This window comes from Sphingobium sp. JS3065 (genome assembly GCF_026427355.1).
In the GTDB taxonomy this organism is placed as follows: Bacteria; Pseudomonadota; Alphaproteobacteria; order Sphingomonadales; family Sphingomonadaceae; genus Sphingobium.
This window is the reverse complement of the sequence record NZ_CP102664.1, coordinates 3,157,056-3,180,420: the sequence shown is the minus strand read 5'-3', so window position 1 is coordinate 3,180,420 and position 23,365 is coordinate 3,157,056. Positions and strand designations below refer to the sequence as shown.

23 protein-coding genes are annotated in these 23,365 nt (G+C 59.2%); 13 read left to right on the top strand and 10 right to left on the bottom strand.

Annotated elements, in window-relative coordinates; translation table 11 throughout:
- Positions 1-254: 254 nt before the first annotated feature.
- The 6 genes from istB to NUH86_RS15470 all read right to left on the bottom strand — a co-directional run bounded on the left by istB (position 255) and on the right by NUH86_RS15470 (position 5,478).
- Positions 255-1,064, bottom strand: a complete 810-nt coding sequence (gene istB / locus NUH86_RS15495) for an IS21-like element helper ATPase IstB (protein WP_100237201.1) — start codon at positions 1,062-1,064, stop codon at positions 255-257.
- Complete coding sequence (gene istA / locus NUH86_RS15490) at positions 1,064-2,569, bottom strand: IS21 family transposase (protein ID WP_100237200.1); 1,506 nt, start codon at positions 2,567-2,569, stop codon at positions 1,064-1,066. The genes istB and istA overlap by 1 nt, the downstream gene beginning before the upstream one ends.
- Before the next feature lie 805 nt (positions 2,570-3,374).
- Positions 3,375-3,950 (bottom strand): hypothetical protein, encoded by a 576-nt coding sequence (locus NUH86_RS15485; protein WP_267250316.1) that lies wholly within the window; start codon positions 3,948-3,950, stop codon positions 3,375-3,377.
- Complete coding sequence (locus NUH86_RS15480; protein ID WP_267250315.1) at positions 3,947-4,444, bottom strand: hypothetical protein; 498 nt, start codon at positions 4,442-4,444, stop codon at positions 3,947-3,949. Before NUH86_RS15480 ends, NUH86_RS15485 begins: the two co-directional genes overlap by 4 nt.
- 141 nt (positions 4,445-4,585) lie before the next feature.
- Positions 4,586-4,945, bottom strand: a complete 360-nt coding sequence (locus NUH86_RS15475) for a hypothetical protein (protein WP_267250314.1) — start codon at positions 4,943-4,945, stop codon at positions 4,586-4,588.
- Complete coding sequence (locus NUH86_RS15470; RefSeq protein ID WP_267250313.1) at positions 4,942-5,478, bottom strand: hypothetical protein; 537 nt, start codon at positions 5,476-5,478, stop codon at positions 4,942-4,944. The genes NUH86_RS15475 and NUH86_RS15470 overlap by 4 nt, the downstream gene beginning before the upstream one ends.
- Positions 5,479-5,811: 333 nt before the next feature.
- On the opposite strand from NUH86_RS15470, the gene NUH86_RS15465 reads away from it, so the two are divergent.
- The 13 genes from NUH86_RS15465 (at position 5,812) to NUH86_RS15405 (ending at position 21,361) form a co-directional block, all read left to right on the top strand.
- Entirely contained in the window at positions 5,812-8,499 is a 2,688-nt protein-coding gene (locus tag NUH86_RS15465) for a PD-(D/E)XK nuclease family protein (protein WP_267250312.1), read from the top strand.
- 2 nt (positions 8,500-8,501) lie between these two features.
- On the top strand, positions 8,502-11,660 hold the full coding sequence (locus NUH86_RS15460; protein ID WP_267250311.1) for a UvrD-helicase domain-containing protein: 3,159 nt from the start codon (positions 8,502-8,504) through the stop codon (positions 11,658-11,660).
- A gap of 1,089 nt (positions 11,661-12,749) precedes the next feature.
- The gene (locus tag NUH86_RS15455) at positions 12,750-13,751 is read left to right on the top strand and encodes a hypothetical protein (RefSeq protein WP_062017155.1); all 1,002 of its coding nucleotides are present in this window, start codon (positions 12,750-12,752) and stop codon (positions 13,749-13,751) included.
- On the top strand, positions 13,751-14,992 hold the full coding sequence (locus NUH86_RS15450) for an MBL fold metallo-hydrolase (RefSeq protein WP_064232640.1): 1,242 nt from the start codon (positions 13,751-13,753) through the stop codon (positions 14,990-14,992). The genes NUH86_RS15455 and NUH86_RS15450 overlap by 1 nt, the downstream gene beginning before the upstream one ends.
- A gap of 526 nt (positions 14,993-15,518) precedes the next feature.
- A complete protein-coding gene (locus tag NUH86_RS15445; RefSeq protein ID WP_062017159.1) occupies positions 15,519-16,859 on the top strand; it encodes an anti-phage deoxyguanosine triphosphatase in 1,341 nt (446 codons plus the stop codon).
- A 178-nt stretch (positions 16,860-17,037) separates the two neighbouring features.
- Positions 17,038-17,550: a hypothetical protein gene (locus NUH86_RS15440; RefSeq protein ID WP_267250309.1), complete on the top strand. Its 513-nt coding sequence runs from the start codon at positions 17,038-17,040 to the stop codon at positions 17,548-17,550.
- Between the two features lie 131 nt (positions 17,551-17,681).
- Positions 17,682-17,951: a hypothetical protein gene (locus tag NUH86_RS15435; protein WP_062017162.1), complete on the top strand. Its 270-nt coding sequence runs from the start codon at positions 17,682-17,684 to the stop codon at positions 17,949-17,951.
- Complete coding sequence (locus tag NUH86_RS15430) at positions 17,935-18,390, top strand: type II toxin-antitoxin system VapC family toxin (protein ID WP_267250308.1); 456 nt, start codon at positions 17,935-17,937, stop codon at positions 18,388-18,390. Before NUH86_RS15435 ends, NUH86_RS15430 begins: the two co-directional genes overlap by 17 nt.
- 278 nt (positions 18,391-18,668) lie before the next feature.
- On the top strand, positions 18,669-18,857 hold the full coding sequence (locus NUH86_RS15425) for a DUF6961 family protein (protein ID WP_062017168.1): 189 nt from the start codon (positions 18,669-18,671) through the stop codon (positions 18,855-18,857).
- A 252-nt stretch (positions 18,858-19,109) separates the two neighbouring features.
- Positions 19,110-19,601: a hypothetical protein gene (locus tag NUH86_RS15420; RefSeq protein ID WP_323748991.1), complete on the top strand. Its 492-nt coding sequence runs from the start codon at positions 19,110-19,112 to the stop codon at positions 19,599-19,601.
- Between the two features lie 28 nt (positions 19,602-19,629).
- On the top strand, positions 19,630-20,022 hold the full coding sequence (locus tag NUH86_RS15415) for a heavy metal-binding domain-containing protein (RefSeq protein ID WP_267250306.1): 393 nt from the start codon (positions 19,630-19,632) through the stop codon (positions 20,020-20,022).
- Between the two features lie 22 nt (positions 20,023-20,044).
- Positions 20,045-20,590 carry a hypothetical protein gene (locus NUH86_RS15410; RefSeq protein ID WP_153023166.1) on the top strand — a complete coding sequence of 182 codons (546 nt, stop codon included), beginning with the start codon at positions 20,045-20,047 and terminating at the stop codon, positions 20,588-20,590.
- 72 nt (positions 20,591-20,662) lie between these two features.
- Positions 20,663-21,361 (top strand): HEPN domain-containing protein, encoded by a 699-nt coding sequence (locus tag NUH86_RS15405; RefSeq protein WP_062017177.1) that lies wholly within the window; start codon positions 20,663-20,665, stop codon positions 21,359-21,361.
- A 90-nt stretch (positions 21,362-21,451) separates the two neighbouring features.
- Here the strand turns inward: NUH86_RS15405 and NUH86_RS15400 are convergent, their stop codons facing one another.
- The 4 genes from NUH86_RS15400 to NUH86_RS15390 form a co-directional block, all read right to left on the bottom strand.
- Positions 21,452-22,189 (bottom strand): hypothetical protein, encoded by a 738-nt coding sequence (locus NUH86_RS15400; RefSeq protein ID WP_267250305.1) that lies wholly within the window; start codon positions 22,187-22,189, stop codon positions 21,452-21,454.
- A gap of 1 nt (position 22,190) precedes the next feature.
- Entirely contained in the window at positions 22,191-22,376 is a 186-nt protein-coding gene (locus tag NUH86_RS24860; protein WP_416365370.1) for a DNA translocase FtsK, read from the bottom strand.
- Between the two features lie 223 nt (positions 22,377-22,599).
- On the bottom strand, positions 22,600-22,947 hold the full coding sequence (locus NUH86_RS15395; RefSeq protein WP_020819326.1) for a thermonuclease family protein: 348 nt from the start codon (positions 22,945-22,947) through the stop codon (positions 22,600-22,602).
- Between the two features lie 113 nt (positions 22,948-23,060).
- Positions 23,061-23,309 (bottom strand): hypothetical protein, encoded by a 249-nt coding sequence (locus NUH86_RS15390; RefSeq protein WP_267250304.1) that lies wholly within the window; start codon positions 23,307-23,309, stop codon positions 23,061-23,063.
- Positions 23,310-23,365 lie beyond the last annotated feature (56 nt).

Below are 23,365 nucleotides of genomic sequence, written 5' to 3'. Positions count from 1 at the left end.
GGGCGACATTTACGGAGGCCGGTCGGCGTCAATTATGATGGCCGGTAAGCGGCCGCACCGAGTGGTAGGATTTGGGTATCACGCAAGCTCCGCAGTGGCAACGGGCCTTGGGCAATTAGGGATGTTGGATAATTGTCGCTGGCGCCGGTGGTAAAGCCCGCTGTGGCGGTGCGGGAGTAATTGACGGTGGCGACAATTACCTGATCGCGGGTTGCCTCATTGGAGATGCATCCCGGATGCGAGGTCAGCGACAATTACGATGGCCGGTCCGGTACTGGCACGGGAGGGTGATTATTGGCTGGCTCTATGCGGCTGACGGCCGAGCGTTTTCGGTAGCTCTCGCCGTTCATCTCGATGATGGTCGAGTGGTGAACGAGGCGGTCGATGGCCGCGACAGTCATGGCGGGATCTGGAAAAACGTTGTCCCAAGCGGAAAATGGCTGGTTGGCGGTTATCGCGATGGAGTGGCGCTCGTAGCGATGGGCGATGAGCTCGAACAGGGCGCTGGTCTCGACCTGGTCCTTGCGGACATAGGACAGATCGTCGAGCACAATGAGATCATATTTGTCGAGTTTGTCGAGCATGGATGGCAGACTGAGATCGCGGCGCGCGGCCTGAAGCTTCTGGACCATATCGGTGGTGGAGCAGAACAAGACCCGGCGCCCGGTATCGATAAGCGCATGGCTGATCGCCGAGATGGCGTGCGTCTTGCCGGTGCCCGACTGTCCGAAGAACAGCAGATTGCCGCCACTTTCGATCCAGCTATCGCCGGTTGCGAGCGAGAGCAGATGGGGTTTGCGCACCCCAGGTGCAGCGTCGAAATCGAAGGTGGCGAAGGTCTTGCCTGCTGGCAGGCCGGACTGGTCACGATGTCGCTGGATACGCCGCGTAGTGCGTTCGGCCATCTCGATCTCGAGAAGCGAGGCCAGCAGATGAACGGCGGGCCAACCATCATGATCGGCGGTATCGGTAAGTCGCTTCCAGTTGCGATTGATGCTGGGCAAGCGCAGGGCCTTGAGCATGGTGGGCAGCACGGCTGCGGCCTGATCCTTGGTCCGGGTCATCAGCGCACCTCCATGCTGGTAAGCAAGCTGTTGTATCCGCGCGGATCCGGTGGCGGGATCGTCACCTCGTGCCTGGCTCGGACGGTCGGAAGAAACTCCTGCCTGAGCGCGGCGACATCGGGGAGTCGACCAGCATCGAGTGCCGCATCGATGCGCAGAGCCAGCGCATCGACACAATCTCCTCTTGCCGCGATATCGAGCAGGGCGACAGTGTCGCGGCAGGCTTGGCGGGCATCGAGCTGATCGTCGAAGGCTTGCCATGCCCGCCTGTAGGCATGGGCGGGGAACAGGGCGTCGCGGTATACCAGGTTGCGCAATGCCCCGGGCTTGCGCCGCAGGTTGGCGATCATGTGGCGAAAATCGATGTGGTGGCCTCTTTGGGGATGCGGGATACGGACCCGTGGTGTGGTCATCACCTTGTCGGGGCCGAGGAATAGATCGATGCGGTCATCGAAGAGATGGGCGTGCAGCCGACGACCGACCAGGCGGGAGGGGACCGAATAGATGACCCTCTCGATAGGAACGGTACCGTTACGGCTGACATCCACCGCGATCATGGCAAAGTCTGTGGTGCGGTGTGATGGCAGGCGCGCCAGCAGGCGGCGTTCCTCGTCGACGAGCCTGGCCTTGCGGCGGTTCTGCTTGGCGACTTCGGCTTCTACAAAGCCGCGCCAGGCACCGAGGCTGTCGAAGTCCCGGCTGCCGCGGCGGCGCAGGGCTTGGTCGAGGCGTCGCTTGAGATGGCCATGAGGGCCTTCGATCGAGCCGTTCTCGTGGGCCTCGCCGCGGTTGTTGCGGGTCGCGATCATGCCGTAATGCCGGCACAGGTCGTTGTAGCTGCGGGTGAAATCCTGCTGCGCATCGGCATCGAGGTTCTTGTAGGCAGCTGATAGGGAATCGCTGCGGTGCTCGGCCGGGACGCCGCCCAGCTTCCACAGCGCATCCTGCAGATGCTCGGACAGGGCAGCGAAGCTCTCGCCCCCCAGGACGACAGCGGCATGCTCCCAGCCACTGCAGGCCAGGCGGAAATGATAGAGCCGGTGGGCGAAAGGCTCGCCGGCGATGGTGACCTTCAGGTCGTCGCAGACCGTGAAATCCGACAGGCCCTGCCGCCCGATCTCGTGGCGCTGCGGGAAGAATATCTCCTTCTCCTCGCCATGCAGCGCCCGCCAGCGGGCAACCCGACGCTCGAGCGTGCGCCTGATCTTGTCGGGAACAGCCTCCTCGCCAAACTCGTCCTGTAGCGTCTCGAAGATGGTGACGGCGAGAATGCCGTCGATCTTGAGCAACTCCTCGATCCGCGGCCAAAAAGGCTCAAGAGGATCGGCGCGGGTGCGCCAATGACGCCCCTGCTTCTTCTGGGAGGGCAAGCGCGGATCGTTCTCGATCCGGCGTGCGCTGCGCTCGCTGATACCGGCCTTGGCGGCCGCAACGGACTGGGTGTGATGGCGACGTTCAACCATGAAAAGAAATACCTGCTGATCGGAAAGGTGGTGGCCCGGCATCGCAACCCATCGCTTCAATGTTCGATGAGTGTTCCGATACCACCGCTCGCCGCAGCCCGATCCGCACTCCCGCCCAGGGGAGAAAAGATCGCCATCGGTTGTCTGGCCTGCTCTCCGGTCGGGGCTCCGCCCCTCCCTGCGATCAGGCCAGACAACCGATCTTACCGGCCATCTTAGTTGTCGCTGAACCGGCCATCACAAATGTCGCCGCGCACTTCCGACAACAACAGGAGCGCTTCGCTGACGGCTGCCTCGGCTCGGGCGAATTCGTCCATGGCGCGTCCTCGCCATAAATTGACGTTGCTCCAAATTGACGGCCATGTGTCAGTCGCAGGTAGCGCCGAAGGGGTGATAGCAAGCACAGTCCGGCCTTATTCTTCATTCCTTGCTAAGCCGTTAGCCCTAATCAACGTTCAGGTTGAGCAGCGCCGCTCGCCTCCAAGGCAGGTTTGTTCATGATATGCCGAATATCCAAAAATTCCGTCGCATAAGCGAAGTGGACCACCACGAAAGCAGGTTTGCCACAGCGGAGGACAACTACCAGGTCATGCGTCGCCCGGGCGCAGACGGCGGCCGGGTGTTCTCGCAACATCCACAGGTCCAAACGTATAACGCGGCGAAGGTAACCGACTGGGAGCTTGGCGCCTTTCACCACCCAAGTTTATCAAGTTGACGCTGGATCACCCCGTGCTTCAATCTGATACGCTTCGCCGCTTGCCGCCGATGTGACCGGCTCATGACACCTCGCGTACCAGCAGCAGCAGCAGGGATCCGTTCGCCCGCCCGGTTGGCGGTTCAATCAGCTTCATACGGCTTCCACCCCGTTATACGCCAACCAGCTGGCAAGCGCTTCAGCCGCGCCTGCATCCGAGCAAGTGTCACGGGCGTGCAGCCCAAACCCATTCGCAGTCAGCCGCCGAGCTGGCACCAGGATATGGACATGGGGTTCATTCGCGGAGCCCGCCAGGAATGGCGCATGCAGGACGAGGACAGCGGCAAGTTGCAGCTCGCGCACGAAGTAGCTCAGTGCCCAGGCGCGGACCAGTTCCCAATCGGCATGGAGAGGGCGGTCGGCATCGAGAATGATGTTGAACTGGGCATAACCATTCCGTTCGATCACGGGCTGGGTAGCATCATAGCGTTCGAGCAAATAGCTCAGGTCCGCATATTCCCCTGGCGCACTGCTCGGAAGGAGAAGGTCATGCCGAGCCGCCTGATGGCCAGAGGGATTGAGCTTCGCCAACACCGGGGCGGCGATCCCGATGCGCGCGCCGTCGGTCTTCCAGTACCAACGCATGTAGCGAAACTGGGGATGGCCGGGCCAATCGAGATAGAAGCAAGACAATTCCTCAGGGCCCGACTTCGACTTCTTCTGGGTCATGCCGCATCCCTCCCTGCCGGCTGAATGTCGGCCGCACTCGGCCGATAGAATGAGTTCGGCAGCATTGGGGGGTTGAGGAAGAGCCCCTGACTATCGGCCCTGACGGTAAAGGATTGATCTTCGTGCGCGGGAACAAACCAAATCTGTCCGCCCAAAAGGCTTTGCCGATAATCCGACAGCCACTCGCCTTCGCCGTGGAAAAGAATATCGAAGCTGCAATGATATGCGTCGAACCGGACGAGCAGAGTGTCCATGCCGTAGAGGTCACCGATCTGGCCAAACAGCTGCTCCCCAAGGGGCCGAAATGCCGACGTACCAAGGATCAAGAGGTTGGCTTCCTGAAGCAGGAGCGCTCCACCCCCGAAGGCCGGATCGACGCTGATAGGCCCGCCGATTTCCCAAGCGACCTTGATCATCGCGCGCTGGACTGCGTCACGGACGAACGGGATTGTTGGCGCACCCGAGCCGGGCTGCGCGTTCATCGAGCTAAACATATTTATTATCTTCCTTTTAGGGGCGCGATCCGCTGAGCTTGGACGCGCATCACCCCAAGATTTTCATCTCATCTGCTCAGTCACCTGAGCTCTTCTCAACCGATCGAAACCGCTGCCGCTTGGTGTCGGCAGCGCTCGTCCTCAATCGTCTTTGGGGTACCGGAGATTGAGCGATATCATCGGCCGCCCGAGCGGTTTTGTGAAACCGGCCCCATGTTTCTCACAAAGTGTGGCATAGAGATAATTACCGACCATCAGCTCACCAGCAGCGCCACACTCTTGGCACATGCGGGTCGAACGCTGCTCAGCGGCTGCAATGAGCGGCGCTGCTGCTTGGTCAGGCTGATCAATATAGACCCTCAGCTCCCCGAACTTCTCTTTGGCTTGGGTCACTCTCACCGAAATTCCAGCCGAATGCAGATCGGCCAACAGCTGGCGAAACAGCGGTTGCCAACCGGCCGGAAGGCATGGTTCCCACTGCAAATTCTCGTCGTGGCTCATACGAAGTGACCTCCGATTTCCGCGACCCAGCGAAGATCGGCGATCCGCAAGCCTGTCTCAGCAGAGACCGGATCACCAAAAGGCGCTCCAGCTTCCTCCTTAAAGCCGGTGGCCCGACTGCTGAAAAAGCAGGGATCGAGATCTCTATCCCTTGGATCTGCGACTACCCACAGCAGCGAATCGAAGTCGGCAGACCAGAGCCGCAGACCCCGGTGGAGGCGGACCTCACCGGCCCGAGCGAGGATCAGCGAAAGATAATATGTCTTCCGCCCCGAGGTGTCGCGCCCTGGTTCAAGAATAAGAATGTCCGTTCGTATCTGACGGACTGCCTCGATCAATTTGCTCAACGAAATTTCGCGACGCCAGTGACCAAGAACGAGCCCGGCCCGCTCACTGTGACGATATTGGCTCAGAATCTGCGGGAATAGCCCATCGCAGGGCTGAGTGGCCCAGCCCCCCATCTTGGCAAGCGCGCGCACGGCCTCTTCGCCGTCCGAGATCCGCTGCCGATCTTCTTCATTCACATATACCATATTAAGTCTCTTCGACTTGGCGCGGAGGCGGCTGCCCTCCAGCGCCCGAGGAACATTTCACTTCTCAGCGACAGCCAAAATTCCCCCGCTAAACCTATCAAACATCCTGCTTCCAGCAGCCGCCCTGCGGGATTCCAGTGCCGCCTTTCCGAGCATCTAGGCAAAGCTTGGCGACACTAGGTCGAAACGCCAAGCCTCTGTTTTCGTGAGACGAACCTGTCACGACCGCCTTTGTCGTGGGCGCATTCATTAATGACATGACAAAGCATTTGCGCTTACGGCCAGCGATGCCGTGTGCTGACGAGGCAGCTCGCGGATGGGGGATAGTTAAGAATGAAGCTTATCTTCGGCCTTTCATGCGATGGCCCTTCCTTTCCGGATTTTCCGGGCCCGAATGAAGGCGTCTTCAATGCCGCCGTAGTGGGGCCACAAGGCCTCATAGAGATGCTCGAGGTGCAGCTTGGCCTCACAGCTCCCCGGGTGGCACATGCGGTTCGAGTTTCCAGCTACGCTGCTAAATTGCGTACCGCGCAGGCCACAGCCCCGGACCTGTTCTTCGGTCAGTCGTTCACCCTTGATCCGTGGGCCACTGCCGCATCATTGCTCGATTGGCGAGATGAACTGATCGCCGGCGGCTGGTCCGGCAGCCCTATTGGCGCCGGACGTGTTGATGCATTCGCGGTGGTGGAAGAGGCTGGTTCGCCCCTTTCCCCCGGGATCGCAGATCGCACGCGCACGCTCTGCGAGGCGGTTAAGGTCCGTGCCGGTCTACCGCTCGCCTCAATCGAGCTGGTCGAGCCCCGAGATTTGCTGCCGCCTCTCTGGCAGCGCCTTATCGATACGCTGGAGGGATCGGGGGTAGAAATCTCGCAGGCTCCTGCCTGTGCAACTTCCGCCAACGACCTGGGCCACGTGCAAGCCTTTCTCGCGGACGGCTCACCCTCGACGTTAACAGGCGATGGTAGCTTCGCGATCGTCCACGCGGACACTGCCTTGGCGGCGGCTGAAGCAGCTGCAGAGTGGCTTTCCCATTGTTCGGAAGCCGAGTTGCATGGCACGGTCATAGTGAGCGCTGACGGAGACACCGCGCTGCTGGACCGCGCGCTTCAAGCTCGCGGGCTTCCCGCTCTGGGCTTGTCGGCCTCGTCGCCGTGGCGTGGAGCACTTCAGGTGCTCCCACTCGCCTTCGCCGCTTCTTGGGCACCATTTAATGCGAAGGCGATGCTTGACTTGCTCATGCTACCGCGTCCTCCCATCGCGCGACGTGCGGCGCGCAAGCTCGCCTATGCACTGAGCCGCGAGCCTGGCACAGGCGGGCCAGCATGGCTCGCTGCATGGGGTAATATCGAGTCAGATCTTGCCGAAAGGATGTCCACAGAACCTCAAGAAAAGCGCGATGCGAAGCTTACGGCGTGGAGGCAATGGACGTCTGGAGAATTATATCCGCGGCACGAAGGCATGCCTGCGGAGGCGGCCAAGTCGATCGCTTCGCGCGTCGCGCAATGGGCGCTCGATACGAATGCTGGAAATGCTGATCCGCTTCTTCTGACGCTAGTTGGTGCCGCGCAGGCTCTCGTGCAAGCGATCGATGTTCTGAACGTCGAGATGCTCTCTCCGCTGCTGCTAGGACGCATGACCGACCAGGTGCTTGCGGACGGCGCTCAAAACCCCAACCACATAGCGACATCGGGGGGTTTGCGTGCCGTGCGTCATCCAGGCGCCATTTGGGGCGATGCCAAAAACGTACTTTGGTGGGACTTCAAAGGTCCCGGAGAACGCGTAAGCTCATCGCCATGGACCGCAGCTGAGGTTGCTGCTCTTAAGGGTCATGGCTGCGAAATCGAATCGCCGGCCGCGATCACCGCCCGGATTGGGTGGAGTAACGCCAACGCGGTGCATCGCGCTGGGGAGCGCGTCATTCTTTTCTCGCCAGCGCTTTCGGCGGGGGAGGAGACCACGAGCCATCCCCTCGCGCATCAGCTGAACCCATTGACGACACCTGCTAAGGACATGATCCAATGGCCAGCAGAACAGCTATTGCACGGGCCGTCTCATGAGCTCGCAGGGCGCGAGATTCTCCGTGAAGCGATCACTCCAAACCTCTTGCCAGCACAGCGCCCTCGCTGGTCTCTGCCGGTATCTGTGATCGCCAAACTCGACGATCGCGTCGAAAGCGCCACCAGCTTCGAGCATCTCGCGGACTGCCAGATGCGATGGCTCCTTCTCGACGTTTTGCGACTCTCAGGCGGCCGGGTTGCTGAGATCCCTGGCACAAGCCAGCTGCTGGGCAACCTCGCTCATGAACTTGCAAATCGCGTTTTCCCGCCAGGACCTGTGCCTGCTCCAGAAGACGTTTTCTCGCAAGCCAATGATCTATTTGACGAATTGCTCAGTGCGATCGCCACACCGCTTCAGCAGCCGGAATATGCCGGCGAGCTTGCGTCGGCCCGGTTCAAAGTCCCAGCTGCTCTGGCCCAACTCGCACGTCTTCTGCAGGCGATGGACGTAACGGTGATTGGGACGGAAATCGAACGCGCGAGGACGTTCGTCGATGGACCGGATGTAAAGGGCCGCATCGACATGCTGATAGAGCATCCGACTCACGGCACAGGCGTCATTGATCTGAAATGGTCAAGGAGCGCTAAAACGCGACGCAACGAGCTCGCCGAAGGTCGTTCGATTCAGCTCGCGACATATGGTGCGATAGCAAATTCCAACAGCACCACACCTGCTCCAGGCGCGTTCTATATGCTGAACCAGCGACAGCTGATCGGGCTGAGCGGTTCGTTCCTGGCGGAGGAATCGGTCGAATCCGACCATAGCCTGCCCGACACATGGTCGAATCTCGTGTCGACGTGGCAGGTGTGGCGCGATCTAGCCCGGGAGGGGATTGCGATTGCGACGGGTGCCGATGAGGCCGAGGCCCACATACCGGCCGATCTCCCGATCGAGACGGGGACCGAACCGTGTCGCTATTGCGAACTTACAGCGCTCTGCCGCGTAGGCGTGGAGGCCAACTGAACATGACCGTTCCCAATATCACGACCGTCGTGGCGTCTGCTGGCGCCGGCAAAACCACCCGCATTGTCGGCAACATCGCGACGGAGGTCACATCCCGTGATCCCGAGACGATCGTCGCAACCACATTCACGGTGAAAGCAGCGGACGAACTGATCGAGCGCTCGCGTGCCAAGCTGTTCGAATTGGGCATGCCGGATAAGGCAGCGCGATTGCTTGGAGCCCGCTTTGGAACGGTAAATGCCATTTGCGGTCAGATTGTATCTGAGAACGCCATCGCTCTGGGGCGATCTCCGCGGGCCGAGGTTATTCCCGAAGGCAGCGTGTCCCGTATTTTTGCGATCGCCGCCGATGCTGCGATCGAGCGTCACGCGCCAACGCTGAATTTGCTCGCCGATGTCATGGGGTTCTTCGAGCCTAAACGAGCCGCTGACGCTGAACGAAATGATTGGCGTACCACCGTCAGGCGTTTGATAGAGCTGGCTCGAGCGAATGGTATTCCCGCCCAAGATCTATCCGTTTCGGCGGAGCGATCAGTCGCAACTTTCCTCGAATTGCTACCAGCGGTGTCGATCCGGCGCAGTGACGATCTCGATGCGGATTTGCGAAAGGCCGTAAGTTCGGCAGTGGCTGCGATTCCCGTTGAGCCGAGCGCGACTGCCAAATCCTCCATTGCGTTGCTTCGCCAGACCGATGCAAGCATTCGTCGAGGAGAACGGATCTCCTGGCCAAACTGGGCCCGCCTGTCGAAGGTGGGCTGCGCTAAGAAAGATGGTCAGGCTTTCATCGACGCTCTCGACGCAGTTGCACAAACAGCGAGCCGCCATCCTGCACATCCGCGGCTTCGTGAGGATTGCAGGCAGTTCATAAGGTCGGTCTTCGCCTGTGCGGCCGAAGCCCTGACTGCATTCCAAGCTTATAAAGCAGAGCGCGGCTTATTAGACTTCACCGACCAAGAGGCGCTCGCGCTCGACGTCCTTCGCGATCCGGTAATGTCCGCGGGGCTGGGCGAGCGCATTGGCCGGCTGTTTGTCGATGAATTTCAAGACTCCAGCCCGCTTCAAGTCGCCATTTTCACGGCGATGTCCGGGTTAGTTGACGCAAGCACGTGGGTGGGAGACCCCAAGCAGGCCATCTACGGCTTCCGCAATGCGGACAGCGCCCTCACCCACGCCGCGTTCGCAGGGGTCGCTGCATCGTCGAGCGAACCGCAAGATGTGCTAGCGACGTCATATCGGAGCCGCGAGGGCATTGTAAACCTCGTCAACGCCGCCTTTGCGCCGGCTCTGAGCGCTATGGGTCTTAAAGCGGAGGAACATGCGTTCAGCGGAACGGGTCGCAGCGAAGAAGGATTCACGCAGGCGCCGCTCGCGGTTTGGTGGCTCGAAGGAAAGCTTGAGCTTCAATATGCCGCATTGGCCGCCCAAATCCGCGAGATGGTGACGGCCGACCAACCATGGGAAGTGGCAGCCAGGCCCAAAGGCGTTCGGGCGCTACGCGCCGGAGACATCGCTATTCTGTGCCGTAGCAAAGCCGATATCGCCAAAGTATCGGCTGCGCTTAGCCAGCAAGGCGTCAAGGCAGCCGTCGAGCGTGAAGGATTGGCGCAAACACCGCACGTCCAACTGGTGATGGCCGCGTTCCGCTGGGTTGCAGATCCCACAGACCGTCTCGCGCTTGCCGAACTTGCCCGCTTCTTCGCCGAGGATCCAGAATCAGAAACCTGGCTTGAGGCGCTTGGCGCTGAAAATGCCTCCGAGGCACTGCTCGCCATCGTACCCATCTCCGCGGCCCTCCAAGAGATTCGTGAGGGCATTCTGTCGCTGACGCCAGCCGACCTCGTCGATGCGATCATCCTTCTCCCTGAGCTCAATCGCCACATCGAAAGTTGGGGCGACGTGCCGGCGCGTCTCGATGATCTCGAAGCGCTTCGCGGCTTCGCTCAGAGCTATGAGGAAAGCTGCGCGGGCGAGGGATCTCCTGCGACGCCTTCGGGGCTGGCACTCGCGTTGGCTGCAGAGAACCCAGCCCGCCCGCGAAGCCTTCGTGACGATGCTGTTAAAGTCATGACCTACCATGGAGCGAAGGGGCTTGAATGGCCCGTCGTAATCCTGACCGGGCTGGGCAAAGAACCAAAGCCTCGACTGTTCGAACCCATGGCCGAGGCTGATGGTGACCTGGATTGGCAAAATCCTCTCGTCGGACGCTGGATCCGCTACTGGCCATGGCCCTATGCGAGCCAAGAAAAGGACGTATATCTCGATGCTTCAGCGCCCAGCTCGGCGCTTGGGCAACAGGCTGCGATCCGATCGAGGGATGAGGAGGCCCGCCTTCTTTACGTCGGCATGACCCGGGCTCGGGATCATCTTGTGTTTGCGCCTCCAGCTAAGGGAACACTTCACTGGTTGAAGGTTCTCGATGGGGACGAAACGGAGCATTTCGCTCTACCACCTAGCGCCAGCGAAGAGATCCGTGCTGGGACGAAAGCTTTTCCGGCAAGAACCGCAACGCTAGTGTGCGGCGAAGGCGCGGAGGCCAAACCTCCGGTTGTCTCATTCGGGCGCATCACGCGACCGACGGGGCACCGAGCACCGCTTCATCGTCGCCCTAGCGAGGCTTCCAGCGGCGAAACCTTCGTCATCGTAGAGAAATCGACGATCGGCCCCCGTTTGCCGTTTGCAGGCAGCCCGGACATGAACCTGCTCGGCGAAGCCGTTCACGCTATCATTGCGGCAGATCAGCCTCACGATCCGTACGATGCCCGGCTTAATCAAGCACAAGCGATCCTCAATCGCTGGGGGGTGCATCAGGTTGCCGCAAAGGACGTGCTGGGAGCCAATGATCGGCTGTTCGCCGAGATCTCGAAGCGATGGCCGAGCGGCCGAATTCATCGCGAGACCCCAGTTTCAGCCCGGATCGGTGATCAGCTGGTAACGGGACGCATCGACTTATTGGTTGAGCATGACAGCGGCTTCGCCATCATTGATCACAAATCCTTTCCGGGTTCGCCGGACAGCTGGGATGCACGAGCGGGTGGGCACGGCCCGCAAATCCAGCTCTACGCTGACGCGCTCGACAAGGCGCGGCCTGGTGTTCCCTGCGAACTATTCATCCACATGCCGATAGTCGGAGGCCTTCTGCAGGTGGGCACCAGTTCATGCTGATGCCTGCTTTCCGGCTCACCGCAGCAGCCATAAATTCCTTTCCCTATACCCCCGTTCAGCGACCAGAATGACGTCTGGATGTGGACATCCAAAATCCTGAGGGATGCTGTCAACCGACGGAAACCGGATAAAGATGCTTAAATTTTACGACGTCAGCTCTTTGGCTCGGTGGGACGCGGCCCATCCAGGTAACGCTGTGCGCGCGCTCTTCGAGCGATGGGCTCGGCCGGGTTGTCCACTTTCGCCAGAGACGCCACTGCGGATGATGCCCTTTAAGGACAGCATCGCCATCTATCATTACGGTAGGAAAGTGGGCTCTTTGCTTTCGGCTGATGCCGCACCCTTGCTCACCGTGACCGCCGATGGCGGTGTGCGGACCTATCGCCCTGCAGCACTTGCGACCCCGAAGCGAACGGATGAGATAATCAGCAGCATAGAGGAGGCGTGTACGACACGATACGAGGGTTCCTGTTTCCTTGAAGAGGTCATCGCAGCTAACCCTGGCGTAATAGGCGTGACCGCGGAGTCTGGTTCCGGAGACCGCCGATATGGAGGTCGCATTGCCGTTGCTCAGGTAGGAACTAACTACCCGGCCGGCATAGCTCTGTGGGACGTCATGACTGCCTGCTCCCACAATTTGCACGGGCGAGATGGTGGCGCCCCGGCCTTGTTGCAGCCCATTGAGAATGAGGATGACGGCAACGCCGCAGCGGCCCAATTGTGTCAAGCGGCCGAGACACTGGTGAATCTGGACGAGCTTTTCTGTAGCGGCACATGCCCTCGCAGCGCTTCTTTGTGGCGCGCAGTAGCCACGCATCTACCTCCAGCCATAATCAGCCGTCCGGGTTTAATCGTCAGCGCCTATTGGCCGAAAGGTTACAACCCTCCGGTGGCAAGTCGGCGGATCCAGCAGTGCGTTGATAAGCTCTCCCGAACTGGTGTTATCGACCTTCTGCAGGAAGGCGGCCGAACGGTCTTGATGGCACAGCAGGCAACGGACGCCACGTCCCCGGCCGAGCTGACACTGCCCTTACTGAAGCAATGATCTCCATGACCAAATCTGTCGCAACTGATGAGTAGAGAGCCTGCATGCCACTTTTTGAACGCAAATTCGACGTCGATGTCCTGCGCAACTACCGGGAAGTCCCCGTCATCAAAGCCCTGTTCGACCGCTGGGTGCTGCCGGGCGAAGATGCGGGTCCACATGGACTACGCGTTGCGGTGCGCAATGGATATTTGAATTTTTATGTAAAGGGCCAGTCCGTAGCCAAGCTAAGCATACGTTCCGGCTCACCTCGTTTCGAAGTCCACGACAAATATGTGGCGGGCGTCGTTAAAGGGCACGAAGACGAGAGCAAATATGCTCAGAAATATACGTCCTTCTCGCTCGGTCGTGGGACGGCGACACCCATGATGGACGTCGCTAAATGGGTTCACGCCGCCGAAACCTATGCAGGTGACGAGAAGCGTTTTGTAGATGATTTAGTGGCCGTCACTGCGGGCACGCTGGACCTGGAAATGGCTCTTCCTGCTCGTCCCGATGCCACCGGTAGAGTCGCACCCCGCATGGATCTAGTGGTGGCGCAGGGTCAGGACATCGGGTTCTGGGAAGCCAAATGCGCCGTGAACGGTGAACTACGGTCCGACCACAATAAACCAGCGGCACCACACGTGGTGGATCAGCTCCGCAAATATGTGGGTTGGATGGATCACGACGGCGGTCCCAGCGAGGTGCGCTCAGCCTATTCCGAAGCTGCACGGATCCTTCTCGCCCTAGCCGAAATGTTCGGCAAGACCGGCCCGGCCATCGCAGCTTGGCAGACATTTGCCGACGCCGGCGATGCAGCATCCGTGATCCTTCCTCCCGGAGTGGTCGTCGGCAATTACTGTTCGCCCCGAGCCGATGGAGTGCCGCGCAGTACAGAGATGGAGCGCTATTTGGCCCATGCAAATTCCTTCGTGCAAAACGAGCACGAGGCGCGTCTCTCTCGATTTGGTATCAAAGTCGTTCCAATTGGCTGCAAGCCAACGGCATCATGCCTTGGCGTTTTGGACCAAGGCAGTATCCCGGAACTGGAACCGCGCCCCTGATGCTTGAGGTGATTGTCCATCGCGGCACACGCGCGATCGGCGGCTCGTGCATCGAACTCGTCGCCTCAGGAGGCGAGCGCTTGATCCTGGATGCCGGCCGGCCGCTCGACGCACCGCGCGAGGCGAGCGGCCTCCTACCCCAGACACTCGATCGCTACGGTCCCGCCACCGTTCTGTTCAGCCACGCGCACATGGATCACTGGGGCCTGATCGACGAACTGCCCGCGCATTGGCCCCTTTGGACCGGTGAAAAAGCAGCGGAGTTGATGCGGCTTACTTCTGGTCTGTTCGGGACGCCGCTTTCCCGTTCGATCTCCACGTGGCGGGCTAGGTCATGTCCTCTTGCCCTCGGCGCATTCTCGGTGACACCTTTCCTCACCGACCATAGCGCCGCTGACGCATACATGCTCCTGATCGAAGCAGAGGGCCGCCGCATACTCTATTCAGGAGATTTTCGCTGCCACGGGCGTAAGGCCGCACTCGTTGAGGCGATGATCGCAAATCCGCCCCGAGATGTGGACGCACTGATCATCGAAGGCACGAACCTGGGAACCCACAAGCCTGTCGTCACCGAGGCAGAGCTGGAACAGGATTTTACCCAGCTTGCTCAGGAGGTGCAGGGACACATCTTCGTAAACTGGTCCGCACAGAATCTCGACCGAACAGTCACATTGTTCCGCGCCGCGAAACGCACCGGGCGTTCCCTGGTGGTGGACCTCTATGGCGCAGACGTACTGCAACGGATTGCACCTGGCACGGGGATCCCCTTCCCCGGCGATCCGCGATTCCCCGAGTTGCAGGTAATCATTACCGGCTCAGGAAAACGCCTCTATGCAAGGCAAGGTCGCGATGACTGGGTCGACGCTCTTGCTCGGAAACCATATGCCACCTCCCGCAAGCGTCTATCAGGCGGTCGCGCAATAGTTATGACGCGGGACTCCATGGTGGCGGAGTTCGCGCGCGGCGGCCTCGGCTTCACAGAGCGCGATGCATACGTCTTCTCTAACTGGCGCGGCTACTTGGATGAAGCCGCGGGTTGGGGTCGTGCCCGGCAGGCCGGTGCGAAGGCACTGCACCTCCACACCAGCGGCCACGCCAGCCCTTCCGACATCGCGCGCTTTGCCAAAGCGGTAAACCCGCGCGCCCTGGTCCCAGTCCACGGTTTGTCATGGGATGCACCCGGCATCGACCTTCCGCCTATCCAGCGCCTTGCCGATGGGGAACACTGGCTGGTGCCGTAACTACAGTGGTCCCGACGCCAAAGACCGGCCGCATCAGGCGTAATGTTTGATCGCGAAATGCTTAGTCATCACGCCATCTCTGGAGTCAGCTCTGAAAGGATACAGGATTCCCGCAATCTCGATATCGACCGGGGTGATATTACGCTGCGTCAATTTCGAACTTCTCCTGCCAATGCCCACGGGCTGCCTGCCCTATGCATCGATCCCAAGGGGCGCTGAGGGATGATATCTGATTGCACGACAAAATTGGTCGCGTCGAGCCGATCCCTGCCGTTCCAGAAGTCACCATTCCGCAGTCGTTACGTTCTAAGTTCTTAATTTTTTGTGGAAGCGTCGCCCGCGACATCTTCCTTCCAACCAGCACCGCATAAGCGGGCTCTTTGATCCGTGGTGAGGTTTGAGGATAGGACTCCCCCTCTTGCGACGTTCATTCAGCAGCTGCGCGTCATTGGCGAAACAGCGTCGGTTCCCGCACTCCATTCTCCATGCTAGCGGGCAGATATTGCGCTGAGGAACTGGAGACATAATGAGCTGGCTTGATCGCAGAACACCAGAGTTGCGAAAGTCTTTCGATGCGCGGTCTGAGGGCGACGTGGATTATGGCCGCGTCGTTCACTCAGCCTCCTTTCGGCGGCTGCAGGGTAAGACCCAAATCCTCAACCTAGGGGAAAGCGATTTCTACCGCACTCGCCTCACGCATTCGCTTGAAGTCGCGCAGATCGCTGGCGGGTTAGCCAAACAGTTGGTCCATAATCTGCCCGGCCATCCGGCCCTCGAGCACCTTCCCGAACATGCGCTCCTTCAGGCGATCGCCTGCACCCATGATCTGGGGCATCCTCCATTCGGCCATGGCGGCGAAATTGCCCTCAACTACTGCATGAGAGATCATGGCGGCTTTGAAGGGAACGGCCAAACGCTTCGGATTCTATCGCGCTTGGAGAAATTTTCTGAGGTTGCGGGTTCGAACCTGACGCGCGAAACGCTGCTCGGCGTTCTCAAATATCCCGCGCCGTTCAGCGAAGTGGCCAACCCAGACCTCCGTCCGGGAATGTTAGCAGATACAAGCGGCACGCCGCTGCTTGATCGCAAGGTATCCGAGCCTCCGAAATGCTTCATGGATAGCGAACAGGATGTCGTGGACTGGATCCTCTCCCCGCTCTCCAAGAGCGATCAGGATGCTTTCCGCCAGTTTGACATTCGAGCAGGTAGGCATGCCAAGGCACGTCATAAATCCCTCGCTTGCTCGATCATGGACCTTGCAGATGACATCAGCTTCGGCATCCACGACCTAGAGGACGCGCTCGAGCTCAGACTGATAGATCAAAAGCAGTTTCAAACGCACGTACCCGCCGCGGCCTGCCAGGGCCTACTTGACTATCTTAGCAGCCAATATCGCGGGCAGTATGGCAACGACGTATATGGGGGCCTACTCGATCGCCTATTTGGTGACGGCAACGACCGCAAACACCAGATCAACCGGATCCTCAACTTCGTCATCCCGAGCATCCAGATCCGCGACGAAGCCGAATTTGAGGAGCCGAGGCTTCGGTATCGTGCGGAGGTCCCAAAACCCGTAGCGGATTTCCTGACAGCGGTAACGAACCTGGTTTACGAGGAAGTCATTTGTAGCCCCAGCGTCCAGCATCTCGAGTTCAAAGGGCAGATGATGGTAATCGCCGTATTCGAGGTCATGAAGTCTGAGCCCAAGAGGTTCCTGCCCGGCGATGCGTACGCCAAACTCGCCAGCGCTTCCGATCCGATGAGGATCATCTGTGATTATGTTTCAGGCATGACGGATTCCCACCTGCTGCGAACCTATGAACGCCTTTTCGCACCGCGGATGGGATCGGTTTTTGACAAGCTTTGAAATGCTGAAGGTGTCCCTCAGCTGTTACGGCGCGGATCTGAGCTAACCAAGTGCAGGCGGCTTGCATATCAGCATCTCAGAAGGCGGGTGGTCAAGATCGAGATCCAACTGCAAGTCTTGTGACCGATTTTGACGCAGCGTCATGTCATCAGACTCCGAACAACGGCGGGGAGCAGGTGTGGCGGAACGCGAGAAGGATCTTCTAGCCTGGGTGGGCGCGGGCGTCGCCTTCGCGTTAATGATGCAGGTAGCCCCTTTCCGTTGGGCCGTTTACGCGCTCGTCGCATGGCTGGGATTTCTAGCGTTTCAAGATTGGTGGAGCGAACATGAGCTACCCGCAAGCTCTCCCATCGCAGAATGGACAATCAAGGAGCAGGCTCTTCAATCCAACGCTGACGATCAGCAGCTTCGCTATTCCGTGAAAGGATGGTTTCAAAACCATGGGAGGGAGGCACTCGAAAGCGCGGCTCTGGTCGGTCGCCTTTACGAATGCGACACACCCGACCAGCCGATCGGCCGGTGCACTCCGGTCAGCGAAAGCCATGATAATCTGTCGCTCGACCTGAAGCCGGGCTTCCGCACGCATTTTACGGTATATCCCCAATTCAGCGGCGCAGGAGGACCTCATCCACGCGTGGTTTGGAAGATGCGAAACATCATTGCAGATAATGATTGGAAACTGGACCAGTGAAGTCGATTCCCGCAAGTCCTCTTTTCTACCAGGATGAAACGACGGTGTCAGATTCCAGGGCTAGCCAAAACAGAATTTTGATAGCCCGCCGAGCGTCGACATGATATATCTGTGTCGCAAAGGAGTCGGTCATGGGTCGTGCCGAAAATATCCAGCTCAACGTCCGCTCGGCTTTTGCGCGCGATCGGGTCCATGCGCTTACGAAGCTCACCGGCATGACGGCCAGTGAGGTGATCGAGGACGCGCTGCGAGGTTATGTCCCGCCAGGTATTCCAGCCAATACCGGCAAGCTGGTGCGGCGCGGCGCGCTGCTGGTTCGTCCGGCGAGCGGCAAGCCCGTCAGCCTCGAAAGCGCCAATGAGGCTCTCGATCGATCCCGTGAACATGACATTGACGATTGACGCGCTGATCGACAGCAATGTGATTATAGCGGCGTTGGCAGGCGATCATGAGCATCATGCTTCGTCGGCCGACCTGTTCGACGCTGGTCGCGGTCATGTGCTGGGCGTTGCCGCACACAGCTATGCCGAAGTCTATAGCACCCTGACCCGTCGCGGCACACACGCGCCATTTCGTTTCACGGCAGAGGAAGCCTGGGCCGCGCTTGAAAGCGTGAGAACCGTCACCCACTTGATCGGCTTGACCCCGGCGCAGACGTTCGACACGGTGCGCAGCTATGCAGCCGATGGCGGGATCGGGGCTCGCCTCTACGATCGAATGATCGGCCAAACAGCGGTGGTACACGGTGTCCCAACGATCGTGACCTGGAACATCGGTCATATGCGCGGCCTATTCCCGACGCTCGATGTCCGCACCCCTCGCGATTTTCCGAGGGCATGACAGCTTCAATCCGCTCGAAATCCAGCGTTTATATGACGACTAGGCCACCGCCCCAGCTATTAGTCTGATCGAAATATCTCCATACAATAAGGCTCACGTCAAAACGGGATATGTCGTACGCGGCTGCTGGATAACTTTGGAGTGCTGATCGCGGGTATCGCACTTGTACTTACCGCCTACGGCTACGGTATCCTTGGCGAGCACCGCTATCGCTAGAAGATGACGGTGGAAGTCCAGACGCCGTCCGGCGTTAAGAGCTAATCCAGGAGAGCGATAGGATGACCAACGATCATATCGCACTGGGCGCAGCCATGATGCTGTTGAGGAGACATGGTAACCAAGCGCCGGTCAAAGTAGCCGAGCGGATCGGCGAACTTGCTGTCGAAGCTGATTGGGAAGGGTTGTCCTTCTGGAAGCTGATAGCATCCAAAATGGACCAAATACTTCGACCAGACTCAATTCAGTAAAACCGTCGGCCCACAAGGTTTTTCAATCCCTGTGGCCAGTCGCTTGACATCCCGACCGGCGCTCTGCAACACGTTGACTGGCCTTGGGGAAGGCCAAATATGGGGGTAAAATCAATGAGATTGATGTATGTTGCGCTTGCGTGCGCAATCGCGTCGTCAACGCCTGCACATGCTCAGGTTCAAGCGCCTGCCCTCGCTGTCGGACCGACGGCCAGCAATGTTCTCCGCACTGGCACTGAAATCCAACTCAAGATGGAAGAGCCCCTGACGACCGAAGGCAAGAAGCTTCGGGTAGGTCAGCACTTCAGGCTCTCCGTGATCGAGCCGGTTTCTGTTGGGGGGCAGGTCGTCATTCCGGTCGGTTCGCCAGCCGTCGGTGAAATCACCGAAGTTCGTAATAAAGGGATGTGGGGCAAGTCTGGCCATTTGACCGCCTCGCTCCTCAATGTGAGCGTGAACGGGCGCCAGATCCGGCTGACCGGCACGTTTGATGACAAAGGCGTTACCGGAACGGCAGGTGTCGTAGCTGCTGTGGCCTTCGTTCCTGTCGTTGGATTTTTCACTACAGGCACAAGCGCCAAAATCGCTGCCGGATCGCAGGTCAAGGGCTTCATCGGTGAAGACGTGCCTTTGGTCTTCGCCGCGGCTGCGCCTTCTGAACCTGTGACCGTTCCCATTGCAGCTTCCTCATCTGTTGCAACCGCAATTCAGCCAGGTTCGGCAGTAGCTACTGCCGCGAAGTAAGCCGGCTCCAACAGGGAAAGTACACTTTATGCGTTTCGTTCTGATTGCTGCCCTCTCGATGGGTATTGCAGCGCCTGCCTTTGGCCAAGCACCGCAAGCCCAGCCGCTTGTGAATGAGGAAGTCGGCGTACCCGTTTTCCCGTATGACATCACTGATCGCCCTTATGAGGTCCTGGGAGAGGTCAAGGCGGGCGTCCGCAAAGCAACCGTTTTCAGCAAGTCGCCCTCGCAGGACAAAATCTACAAGGAGCTTTGGGAACGCGCGCAGAAGCTCGGTGCTGATGCCGTGGTCAAAGCGCAATATGGCGATGCTCACGTGTCGGCATTCAGCTGGGGCAAGGCAAATGCGACTGGCACGGCGGTCCGCTTCTTGCCGGCCAGCGGCACCACCGCGGCAGTTACCGCTGCGGGCTCTCACTAACCCAATGTTGCGCGCAGCCTTTATGGCAGGACTTCTCCTAGTCGGCAGCCCGTTGGCGGCCGCACAGGACGTCACTTCAGAAGCCTCGGTCGTCCCGGCCTCATTCCATCCACGTTGGGTAAAAGGGACGGACATCGAACTGATGGTTGTTCGGGAAGTGAACAGCCGATCAGCGAAAGCCGGCGAGCGCTTCCGGCTGCGCGTCAACTCACCCGTGACAGTTGACGGGACAATCGCAATCCCGATCGGATCTGTCGCTTGGGGCGAAATCGTTTCCGTCTCGGGCACCAGCGCGGCGGGAGGAAAAGGCCAACTGAGCCTGCGCTTGATCCACGTCGACACGCAATGGGGGCCGGTCGCGTTGACTGGTACAAAGGGCGCTGAAGGAGCCTCAAACACAGGCGGAGTCATTTTGGGCGTGTTAGGCTTTGGTCTCCTCGGCCTCCTTAACAAAGGCGGCAATGCAACCTTCAAGGCGGGCGATATTATTCATGGATATATCGCAGATGGCGAAGAGCCTGCGGCCCCTCCTCTCTTGATCTCGAACCAAGACGGTCCTCATTCATGATAAATGTTGGCCGGTTGCGCGATCTTTACATCGTAGAACTATCTTAGACATCTGAAACAGAGAAGCTGAGCAATGTCTTTCCGCTACCCATCTTCTAGTCCGCTTCATCCTGAGGCGCTCAAGCGGAAGCAACGTAGCCTTCGCGACAGCTTCGCCATGCCTCTTACGCTTCGCGTTCACCGAGCACTTTCCTGGCTGCGCCGTGCAGAAGCCGACGAGGGCGATGAAGATGTGCGCTTCATACTGCTTTGGATCGGGTTTAACGCAGCGTACGCAGGCGACGTTAGCCTAGCGTTGGGTGGAGAGAGTCAGCGCGAGCGCGATGCCTTCGCGCGCTTTTTCTCCACTTTGGTTGGCTTTGACAGCAAACATCGAATTTATGACCTGGTCTGGCAGCGCTTCAGTCAAGAAATTAGGCTGCTGCTAGACAACCGCTATGTCTTCGCGCCCTTCTGGCATCATCACAATGAGGTTGCCGGTTTCGAGGATTGGAGCGGAATGCTGGAACGGGAGCGCGTTGCTACGGCGAACGCCCTTCGTCGCCACGACACCGCCACCTTGCTGTCGATATTGTTTGGACGCCTGTACGTCCTGCGGAACCAATTGGTCCACGGAGGGGCAACCTGGAATAGCGAGGTCAACCGCACTCAAGTTCGAGATTGCGGCGCCTTGCTGGGCTCCCTTCTGCCCCTGTTTATCGACCTGATGATGGACAACGCGGATCATGAATGGCCGATGCCGCACTACCCGGTGGTCGATTCACCGGCTTGACGGCTCGGGGCCGTGCCGGACTTCAATGTCTTAAGCATCAGCGTCGTTGACGTGCAGCATGCCACAAAGTCAAAACCCGCCGCCGCACCATCAGGACGCATCGCGTGCTGTCCGGTTCGCAATATGAGTTCGGATAACGTGCCAACTGTTGCGAAGCTGATGGCGGCGACTGTCGACTTCCTCGCGCGCGCGGCTCGCGATCCGTTCAAGGTCAACGACCAGTTCACCAGCAAGGCCGCTCCGCTCTGAGTGGTCGGCGTCCTTCATCAGTGCTGCTGCCGTTGAAACCGCATCTGGCACGGTGCGCGAGATAAATGTCGAACAATCTACGACGCTCCATTCGACCTGGCCCCCGGCTGCCATCTCCAACACTTGAGCACAGCTGCGCCTTGCTGCTGAAAGACGCTGAGCATATTCCGGTGCAAGCTCTCCCGCCATTTTCCACGCCTCAGCAATGCGAGGATCCGCCTCAGGCTTGATCGCTTCCTCGACGATCGGGAAGGACGTCGACTGATCGTTCTCCACCGGGGACAGCGGACGAGCGGCGCGTCCGTCTCGAACCGCGAATTTCCTCCAACACAGGGCGAAGGCCGCGATCGCGACACTCACAACCGCAATTCCGAACCAGTCACCCACGACAGCGATAGGCAGAACAAAGAAGGCGACGAGGCCAGCCAATCCCGCCACCAGCGCCGCTCCCGCCACCTTGGCTGAGATAGAGGCGAGTTTGACGATGGCCTGCAAAATCTTAAGCGCCGCATTCCAAGCTAAGCGCAGAAAAACAGCGCCGGTGACCAACAGGAACGCAATAAAAATCAGCCGCGCCAACTCATTTCTCCGAGACAGATACACATGAGGCAACTGTTCTCGCGCCGCGTTTATCTGGTGCACTTACCAACCCGCACTCCTCCATCTCCTGCATAATGCGGCGCGCATAGGCATATTGAATACCCAACTCTCGGGCTAATCGGTTTGTCGAACCGGAACGTGATTTTGTTATCAGGTCGCGAGCCATCGCGATGCGATTAGCATGTATGACCGCGCTATCGCTTTGGCACTCGCCCTTCATCCCGTTCCCTCTCAACCGAAGAGACCAAAAAGCCACCTTACGCCCGATACCAACATCATGCCCGTGCCCAGCAGGATAAGCCCTCCAATGATGATTGCTTCCAACGCCACTAGATAAGGGAATGCAGGACCATCCGCCTCTGTACCCTTCTCATCCCAGCGACGAGCCATCACCTGCACTCCCGCGCCAGCTCGAGCCCATTGTCCCACTTCCTCATGTAAACCGCCTGCCCGCGGCCGATCTGCTCACAGGCAACGTTCACGCCGTTTACGTAGACGTGCGCTAGGGTACGGCCATAGCGGTCGTGTCCGACGCGGCGAATGCTGAGGGATCCGTTCATCAGATTTTGTAGGCTGCGTTTGCTCGCCTGGCCGTCGCCAGGAGCACAGGCGCGCCCCGCCGGACACCCATGTATCTCAGGGGCATCAATACCTACCAGACGTACGCGTTCTCCGTCCAAGCGCAGGGTATCGCCGTCAACGACGGTTACAGCCGCCAGCAGGAATATTCCAAACATGTTAGGTTCCGTTCAGCGTTTCTCGATCACCTCGCAGCCTCTACTGAGGTGGGGCTGACCATGGCAGGTTGAGACCGTCTCGCCATTGGCAGGCTTCCGGTCCCAGACGAGGTTTACTGACCCGACCTGACGTTCTTCGCCAACACGGAAATCGCGCCACCGATCAGCAAGCCGGCTCCAACCGTAACGAACGGGACGACCGCAGCGATAGCCGCGCCGGCCGCAGCGCCGGTGATGGCGGTGCGCCCCATCTCCGTTTCCCAAGCCTTCTTCACTCCACCGACAGTCTTCTCGCCAATTCTCTGGCCGACCTTTGCGGCGCTGGCTCCTGCCTCTTTCAGCGTATCTCGATCAATCTTCATGATATTTCCCCTCTGACGCTTTCACCACCCTATCGAGACTGCTGGGTCAAGACAGT